Consider the following 7,164-nt stretch of genomic DNA (forward strand, 5'->3'; position numbering starts at 1 on the left):
GAATGATTATTGTTGTCTAAATCCATAATACTAACCTACCTTCATTTATACGACTGATTTTATCATATAGAAGGAAAAATAAAAATGCAATTCATCTCACCGCCTATAGAGGCGGGAGACTTCTTGCTAATTTAGGTTAAAGACTGGGCGCAAGAGTTTGACTGAATCAGAAATTTCGGCCTTAAGGACATTAAGCGCGTCCCATTATCCTGCCAGAGTGCAGAAAGAAATCAACACAGCCTGCGAACGTTTCAAGCGCAAGAATAGGCCGTTATCAACTCTTACGTTTAATTACATTGCCGGAGCCCTAGCCAACCAGCAGAGCCGCAAACCCGCCGGAAAGTCAGGCCGCCCCCGTGTGAAGTCTCAAGCAAAATCAATGATGATGACTAGTGAAGAAATAAATTCGCGCAAGAAAATTCCCGATGAAGATTTAGACGCAGAATTTGCAAGACTTGAAGAAATCATGAAATCGCCGGTAAAAGTCGCGCAAAGTCTTAGGAGGTTGTAACAATGAGCGAGAAATTAAAGCCTTGTCCATTTTGCGGGAGTGAACTTGTATCTTACTCAAAAGGCAATGTGAAAGCTCCATTTTATTTTTTCAAATGCTGTAATTCTGAATGCGGAGCAATAGTAAGTTTTGATAACATTCACTGTAATTTTAGGCCTGAACTGGCTATAGAGTTATGGAACACTCGCGCAGAGGTGAAATCATGAGGCAGGAGAATAAATCATGAGTAAAGAATTATTACCATGTCCATTTTGCGGCAATAGTGCCATATTGTATGAATTTGGCGATAATACATATAGTGTGCGATGTGATAGGAGTCATTGCAAAATATCGCCGAGAAGCAATAGATTTGATTCTCTTGATAAAGCAATCGACGCATGGAATACCCGCGCAAATATTCAGGAGGCTTAAATTATGCGATATAAATTATTTTATTCGGGAATTTATATCATGATAGCCCTTAATGAGTACAGAAAAAATAATTATCTTTGTGTGATATTCTGTTTATTAATCGCATTGAGTTATATTCTTAACGAGTTCTTTTAGGAGTGAGAAAAAATGCGCCGGTCTGTAAAAAGTTTTTATGAAGCCTTGAATCGAGTAACGGATTTAATAGAGATAATAATCACGTTTCATCCTCAGGGATTTAATTTATTGCTTGGAGAAGTCAGAGAGCCTACATCGCGCGAGATTCACGAGTTATTGAATGCAGGCCGAAGCAAATTGCCAGATGATTTTGTGCCTACGATGCCTAATTTAGAGACAGAAGCCGAGCGCATAGTTTTTGACCGAGAATATTTTGACAAGTCAGTAGACATGGCAGGAGGCTGGCCTCATATACACTTAGTGTCGCGAGAGTTCAAAGACGCAGATTCCCGTATATGGTCAGTAGTCATGGATCATGTGAAATTTGTCGGGAATTCAGCCTCAAGATACACGTCAAAATTAGGTTATGTCTCAGCGCGGTATAATTTGTCGCCGAACACAGTGATGAAATATCGTCGTGAATTTGCTGTAAAGCTGGCTCATATGATATTAATGCCGCCAAGTGAAGGAGATGATTTTTACTTATTACCCGGATAATGTATAATAACAAACATTCACAAATTTTAATTATTAGGAGGTAGGCAGATGCTCTTAGATAAAAGTTATAAAGTTAGTGCTTTTGGGGACTTCTCTGATATTGATCCTACACAAGAAAATATGGAATACATGTTAGAGCAATTCGGAAAAAGAGGTTTATTACCTTCAATATTCCAAGAGATTGTTACTCCTAATAATAGACTTCCTTTACCTGTACAAAGAATAGCATTAATTTCAAATGATAGTACAAAACAAGTTGTAATTGCGTCTAATCGCGTAGATTTTATTTTACAAGTAAATTCTGATAAAAAATTAAGCGATGAAGAAATAACGAAAATAAATCAAGAAAGTAAAAATATTTTTGCTGATTTATTTAATAAATTTAACAAAAAATCAAATAGGCTTGCTCTTAATACTGAAAGTTTCATAGTAGAACTTGACAATGAAGAACTTAAAAATTTTATGTCGCAATTTAAGAATCCTGTTTCAATATATAACGGTATTTTAGATGAGTGGAATATTCGCATGATGATTAGGCAAGAATGTCGTATACGTGATAAAGCAGAAAATGCTAATATTATTACAGAAATTAGTAGAGGCGAATTTTTAAAAAAAGTTGAAGAATCCATAAAGAATTCGACAGGTTTTTCTGTATTTAATGATATTAATACTGTTGTCTCTAATCAAAAGCGTTTTGATGCTGAGGATTTATATGATTTCAGCATTTATGCTTCAAAACTGTGGCGTAAAATTCTTGATGATATAAATACAAGGTGAAAGTAAATGAAAATCTACTCATTATTAAATAACGTAGAAGAACTTCAAAATAGAATGACATTATTAAATCCTGAAAAGCTTAATATTCTTCCTGCAAGAATATTAAAAATTGATGATGTATTCACTTTTAGCGATTTAGAACAAGGAGTTAGAATAACAGAGCAAAAAAATCTCCCATCAATCATCAATGTAAAGCGCAAAAAAATACTTGAGTCTATGTTTGAACAAGAAATTTACGAGACAGGTATATCTAATGTTTCAGAAAAATATTTTCTTGAATGGTATAAACAAAATCCTAATGAAGCTATGAATAGTCTGGCTCAAGTTTTTTGGGATAATTTTGAATTAAATGGACGTAAGACTAATATTCTGATAGGCGTTTTACATTTGTTGTCTCATCTCGATTATAAACAGGTAAATCCATTAGGGCCTTTGCTTGCTATTTCCGGAACTAATCATAAAAATAATGAAGTAGCAGAATATGCACTAAAATGTTTTGAAAACTGGGACGAAGTTGAGTTAATTCCTAAATTAGAAGCAATGAAATTCCATTCAAAGTGGCTTCAAGAATATGCTAATGAAATAATATCAGAGCTAAAGGAGCTAAGAAATGTCATTACTTGTGAGAAAAATAGCTAGAGGAAAATGGCCCGATGAATGTATTTGCCCGCTTGAACAATTAAGAGCAGACGCTATTTCTGATTTACGTACTAGTGGAGACACATTATCAGTTTGGAAAATTGATAATATTAATGATATGGATACTGCTGTTCTTGCATTATCAGCATCATCAAAAACTGAAAAAATAGAAAATATTAGTGTAGTTTGGATGGATGAGGAAGACCTAAAAAATAAGAAAATAAATTTAGATTGTTCACAAAAAGGAGATACTGTAGTTATAGATTTACAGGATAAACACGTAAATTTAGTAAGATTAAATTATTCATTTCTAGGGATTGTTGCTTCGTTAATTATGCAAAAATTGAAACAGGATAACTTTAGGAGATTTACTAAATCGCAAGTGGAAAAATTATTAGTGCAAGCATATAAAGCTAACAGAATTCCTCAGGAAGCATGTAGCGAAAAACTTTTCCAAACATTACAAGAATTATCTAAAAATAAGTAATAATTCAGTATAATAAATATTATTACCGAAAAACAAGCCTGAAAGCACCTAGCTTTAGCATAATTTAATAATGCAAAATTCTCAATGTGATATTAACGTTGATTATAACGTGTATTGAAATTCAAAAAATGCGCTAAAATATTATCATTGCGAACGATTATACAAGAAGGGCGGCCGACGCTCTTTTTTTATGCGCAAAATTTTTACTAGGAGAGATTACTATGACATTATTAGGCGGATGGAATTTGGACGAAGTGAAAGGCTGTAATTTGCCTCAGAAGGTACAGACTGACTTCACAGCAGTAACGAGCGGCATTGTCGGAGCAGAATACGAGCCAATAGCATATTTAGGCAGTCAAGTAGCAAACGGCACAAATTATAGAATTCTCGCACTGCAAACATCAATAATCGCGAACCCGGAGAAAAAATTTGTCAGAATGATAATCAACGAAGCACCGGACGGCTCTGTAAGACTTGTATCAATTAGCGGTCTTGCATTATAAAATTTTGTGATTATTTTTCCATAGAGAGGTGAGACAATGCAAATAGAGTATTTACCGGCGAACACGCTCAAGCCCTACGAGAATAACCCGCGCATTCATTCGGACAAGCAAATAAAAAAATTGATGTCCAGCATTCAAGAATACGGAATAGTTTTGCCCGTTTTAGTTGACTCAAATAATATAATAATCGCAGGCCACGCAATAGTAACGTCAGCACAAAATCTTGAAATTTCCGAAATTCCCTGTGTAAGAGCCTCACACTTAAACGAAGCACAGACTCGGGCATATATTCTCGCAGATAATCGCCTAGCAGAGGATTCAGAATGGGACAAGAATTTGCTAAAATCTGAAATGTTGCGCCTGCGTGATAATTTCGGCCTTGAACTTGAATATACAGGCTTTGAATCGCGAGAGATTTTGCGTTTGAGAATGGACATAGCTGACACTCCGAAAAATGAGGACTCAACGCCGGAACTTGAAAATTTTGCAGTCTCGCAGCTCGGTGATATATGGCTGTTAGGTGAAAATAGAATAATTTGCGGTAGTTGCACTGATTTTGACACGGTCAATAAATTATTAGCAGGTGAGAAGCCTCACATAATGATAACCGATCCGCCCTATGGAGTAAATTATAATCCCCAGTGGCGCAATCAAGTACACAATGCCCATGTTGTAAGAAGCGGCCGAGTTTTGAATGACGACATAGACGACTGGCGGGACGCATGGAAATTATTTCAGGGCGATGTAGCGTATATATGGCATGCCTCACTTCACGGCGAGACAGTTGCAGAGAGTTTGAGAGCTTGCGGATTTGCAATTCGTTCACAGATAATATGGGCTAAACCTAAATTTGCGCTGTCAAGAGGCGATTATCACTGGCAGCACGAATGTTGTTTGTATGCATTGCGCGATGACGAGAAAGAATGCCCCGAAATTCCGGGATATTGTCCGGGCTATGATTCATGCTGGTACGCAATTCGGGAGGGGGCAAAGAGTCATTGGCAGGGAAGCCGGAGCGAGTCAACATTATGGGAGATTGCCTTCAACGAGGACACAACGACGACTCACGGAACGCAAAAGCCTATAGAGTGTATGCGCCGTCCAATGCTGAATAATTCAGATATAAACGAGATAATTTACGAGCCTTTTTCGGGGAGCGGGACAACTATAATAGCAGCCGAGTCATGTCGTAGACGCTGTTATGCAATAGAATTAAATCCTGAATACGTTGATATGGCTGTTAAACGCTGGCAGGAGTACACGGGCCGAAGCGCGATTTTAGAAGGCACAGAACACAGTTTTGACGAGATAGTCAGATTGCATGTGAGTGCTGATGCCTGATAACAGCGGGTTAATTCCCAAAGAAACAATAGCGAGATTATTTAATATCAGTGAACGCCGAGTTGAACAATTAGCACACAAGAAAATAATTCCCAAAGTCGGGCGTGGAGTATTTGATTTAGGGCCGACAGTGAATGCTTATATCAGATATTTGCAGGGATTATGTGCCGGAGCAATGAACAGCGATGAACCCTCAGAACTTGATAAAAGATTATTAGAGGCGAAAGTTTTAGAGCGCGAGTCAAAAGCCCGTCAAGCTAAATACAGAGCCGACGCAATGGAGCAGAGAATCAAATATAAAAATTTGCCTGAAAAATTAATATCGCGTTTGAGATCCCGAATCCAAGACCGAGAAATAATTGCATTAATCGAGAGTGAATTGCGTGCGATAATTGGCGGTGATAGCTCATGACGAACAAGACTACACAGCCGATTCGTAGTCAGTCCGATAGAGATGCTTTATCAAATTATTTCTGGAATCATAATTTGAGAGATTATGCATTTTTTCAATTTGGGATTGCAACAGGCCGTAGGATTTCTGATTTAGTCAGGCTCAACGTTAGGGATGTCGCCTATATTGACCGCAAAGGACATTTTCGCATTAGAGAACGTTTTGAAGTCCGAGAGAAGAAGACCGGAAAATTTATAAATATCATGTTGCATCCATCAGCAAGACGGGCTCTGAATAAGTATCTCAGGCGGCGAAGGGTAAAATCTGAGTCTCTAGGGGCTGTGTTAAATGAACCATTATTTAAGTCCCGCAAAAGTGGCCGGGATGGTCAATATCGTATCAGGGAACAGCAGGCATGGCGAGTATTAAATAATGCAGCTCGTGCGTGCGGTCTGACATATAAAATTGGTACACATTCATTGCGAAAAACTTTCGGATATATTCTTTATCAGAGCGGTCAAAGCATAGAGTTAATCCAGAAATTTTTAAATCATTCGAGCCCTGCTATAACTCTTGCGTATATTGGAATTACTCAGGACGACATGGACGAGGCAATTTTGAGCATGAATATTTAGTGAAGTTAAGGAGAATTACAATGGCAAGCATATCTATAGAACTTATGACAACCGATAAAACTCAAAACGGGGCATCTTATGGACACTTTGAAATTAAGATTTTTGCTGGTCTTGACGAGGACATAAACAGCGTCTTTAAAGAAACTCGGGAGCGCGTGCAATGTTCACTCCAGAGTATACCGCCGGAAAAACGTTATCAAAAAATGCCTGTTGAATTTTTATAACTACAACACATTTGCGATGTCGCGTTTAGTTGCGGGGGCTTTTATGATGACAGCGTTAAAAGTCTTGTCTTGTGATAAGTTGTGGATTTCAGCAAGACCTTCTGTCAAAAGGTTGCCCTGAATTTCGTTAAAAACGTCAACATCAGACTCTTTATATATGCTTAACAGTTTGGAGTATGTGCTTTTTTCATTTTCATTAATAGAAGACGGTAATTTTATTATTGAATATAAGTCATCTCCGATTTTTACGACGAAAACGTCAAAATTAACAGCAATAACAGTGCCACGCATAATAATCACTTCCTTTCAGAAAAATTAAGATGAGAAAAGTTTAACAGATGTGCGAAATGAAATTTCTCGAATTTTGTCGATTAGGGGGAAGTAGTTATTTCATGAGTTGTGCAATCATCGCTATTGACGCGAAAAAATGAATGCTAGGTAGTGTCGTCAAATAAGAATTTGAAGCCAGAGAATCAGGCAGGCTATCTGTACCGATGCCATATATGAGGAGGCCTTTTTAGCATATCTGGTTGCTATTCCTCGCCACCGCTTCAATTTCAAAAATGTATTCTC

General features: G+C 37.4%; 14 protein-coding genes. 12 read left to right on the forward strand and 2 right to left on the reverse strand.

From position 1 onward, the window contains the following. The first annotated feature begins 157 nt into the window (after positions 1–157). The 12 genes from IJS99_03925 to IJS99_03980 all read left to right on the forward strand — a co-directional run bounded on the left by IJS99_03925 (position 158) and on the right by IJS99_03980 (position 6,591). Positions 158–511: a hypothetical protein gene (locus IJS99_03925; GenBank protein ID MBQ7560972.1), complete on the forward strand. Its 354-nt coding sequence runs from the start codon at positions 158–160 to the stop codon at positions 509–511. Between the two features lie 2 nt (positions 512–513). After that, positions 514–717 carry a Lar family restriction alleviation protein gene (locus tag IJS99_03930; GenBank protein MBQ7560973.1) on the forward strand — a complete coding sequence of 68 codons (204 nt, stop codon included), beginning with the start codon at positions 514–516 and terminating at the stop codon, positions 715–717. 16 nt (positions 718–733) lie between these two features. Continuing rightward, positions 734–922, forward strand: a complete 189-nt coding sequence (locus IJS99_03935; GenBank protein ID MBQ7560974.1) for a Lar family restriction alleviation protein — start codon at positions 734–736, stop codon at positions 920–922. A 147-nt stretch (positions 923–1,069) separates the two neighbouring features. Further along, a complete protein-coding gene (locus IJS99_03940; GenBank protein ID MBQ7560975.1) occupies positions 1,070–1,594 on the forward strand; it encodes a hypothetical protein in 525 nt (174 codons plus the stop codon). 48 nt (positions 1,595–1,642) lie between these two features. Continuing rightward, positions 1,643–2,371 (forward strand): hypothetical protein, encoded by a 729-nt coding sequence (locus IJS99_03945; protein MBQ7560976.1) that lies wholly within the window; start codon positions 1,643–1,645, stop codon positions 2,369–2,371. A gap of 6 nt (positions 2,372–2,377) precedes the next feature. Then, a complete protein-coding gene (locus tag IJS99_03950) occupies positions 2,378–3,010 on the forward strand; it encodes a hypothetical protein (GenBank protein ID MBQ7560977.1) in 633 nt (210 codons plus the stop codon). Beyond that, positions 2,982–3,497 carry a hypothetical protein gene (locus tag IJS99_03955; protein MBQ7560978.1) on the forward strand — a complete coding sequence of 172 codons (516 nt, stop codon included), beginning with the start codon at positions 2,982–2,984 and terminating at the stop codon, positions 3,495–3,497. The genes IJS99_03950 and IJS99_03955 overlap by 29 nt, the downstream gene beginning before the upstream one ends. Positions 3,498–3,718: 221 nt before the next feature. Further along, the gene (locus tag IJS99_03960) at positions 3,719–4,000 is read left to right on the forward strand and encodes a hypothetical protein (GenBank protein MBQ7560979.1); all 282 of its coding nucleotides are present in this window, start codon (positions 3,719–3,721) and stop codon (positions 3,998–4,000) included. A 36-nt stretch (positions 4,001–4,036) separates the two neighbouring features. Then, complete coding sequence (locus IJS99_03965) at positions 4,037–5,341, forward strand: site-specific DNA-methyltransferase (protein ID MBQ7560980.1); 1,305 nt, start codon at positions 4,037–4,039, stop codon at positions 5,339–5,341. Further along, positions 5,334–5,753, forward strand: a complete 420-nt coding sequence (locus tag IJS99_03970; protein MBQ7560981.1) for a hypothetical protein — start codon at positions 5,334–5,336, stop codon at positions 5,751–5,753. The genes IJS99_03965 and IJS99_03970 overlap by 8 nt, the downstream gene beginning before the upstream one ends. Further along, complete coding sequence (locus tag IJS99_03975) at positions 5,750–6,367, forward strand: tyrosine-type recombinase/integrase (protein ID MBQ7560982.1); 618 nt, start codon at positions 5,750–5,752, stop codon at positions 6,365–6,367. Before IJS99_03970 ends, IJS99_03975 begins: the two co-directional genes overlap by 4 nt. A 20-nt stretch (positions 6,368–6,387) precedes the next feature. Continuing rightward, positions 6,388–6,591 (forward strand): hypothetical protein, encoded by a 204-nt coding sequence (locus IJS99_03980; protein ID MBQ7560983.1) that lies wholly within the window; start codon positions 6,388–6,390, stop codon positions 6,589–6,591. Here the strand turns inward: IJS99_03980 and IJS99_03985 are convergent, their stop codons facing one another. Continuing rightward, positions 6,592–6,882: a hypothetical protein gene (locus tag IJS99_03985; GenBank protein MBQ7560984.1), complete on the reverse strand. Its 291-nt coding sequence runs from the start codon at positions 6,880–6,882 to the stop codon at positions 6,592–6,594. Between the two features lie 156 nt (positions 6,883–7,038). After that, positions 7,039–7,164: transposase (locus IJS99_03990; protein ID MBQ7560985.1), on the reverse strand; the 126-nt coding region annotated here is incomplete at its 5' end.

It is taken from the genome of Synergistaceae bacterium, assembly GCA_017444345.1.
Lineage (GTDB): Bacteria > Synergistota > Synergistia > Synergistales > Aminobacteriaceae > JAFUXM01.

Bases quoted from the DNA above. Each gene is read 5' to 3' on its own strand.
- IJS99_03985 (MBQ7560984.1), bottom strand. From the start codon at position 6,882: ATGCGTGGCACTGTTATTGCTGTTAATTTTGACGTTTTCGTCGTAAAA.
- IJS99_03980 (MBQ7560983.1), top strand. From the start codon at position 6,388: ATGGCAAGCATATCTATAGAACTTATGACAACCGATAAAACTCAAAAC.
- IJS99_03975 (MBQ7560982.1), top strand. From the start codon at position 5,750: ATGACGAACAAGACTACACAGCCGATTCGTAGTCAGTCCGATAGAGAT.
- IJS99_03950 (MBQ7560977.1), top strand. From the start codon at position 2,378: ATGAAAATCTACTCATTATTAAATAACGTAGAAGAACTTCAAAATAGA.
- IJS99_03940 (MBQ7560975.1), top strand. From the start codon at position 1,070: ATGCGCCGGTCTGTAAAAAGTTTTTATGAAGCCTTGAATCGAGTAACG.
- IJS99_03970 (MBQ7560981.1), top strand. From the start codon at position 5,334: ATGCCTGATAACAGCGGGTTAATTCCCAAAGAAACAATAGCGAGATTA.
- IJS99_03960 (MBQ7560979.1), top strand. From the start codon at position 3,719: ATGACATTATTAGGCGGATGGAATTTGGACGAAGTGAAAGGCTGTAAT.
- IJS99_03930 (MBQ7560973.1), top strand. From the start codon at position 514: ATGAGCGAGAAATTAAAGCCTTGTCCATTTTGCGGGAGTGAACTTGTA.
- IJS99_03955 (MBQ7560978.1), top strand. From the start codon at position 2,982: ATGTCATTACTTGTGAGAAAAATAGCTAGAGGAAAATGGCCCGATGAA.
- IJS99_03935 (MBQ7560974.1), top strand. From the start codon at position 734: ATGAGTAAAGAATTATTACCATGTCCATTTTGCGGCAATAGTGCCATA.
- IJS99_03965 (MBQ7560980.1), top strand. From the start codon at position 4,037: ATGCAAATAGAGTATTTACCGGCGAACACGCTCAAGCCCTACGAGAAT.
- IJS99_03945 (MBQ7560976.1), top strand. From the start codon at position 1,643: ATGCTCTTAGATAAAAGTTATAAAGTTAGTGCTTTTGGGGACTTCTCT.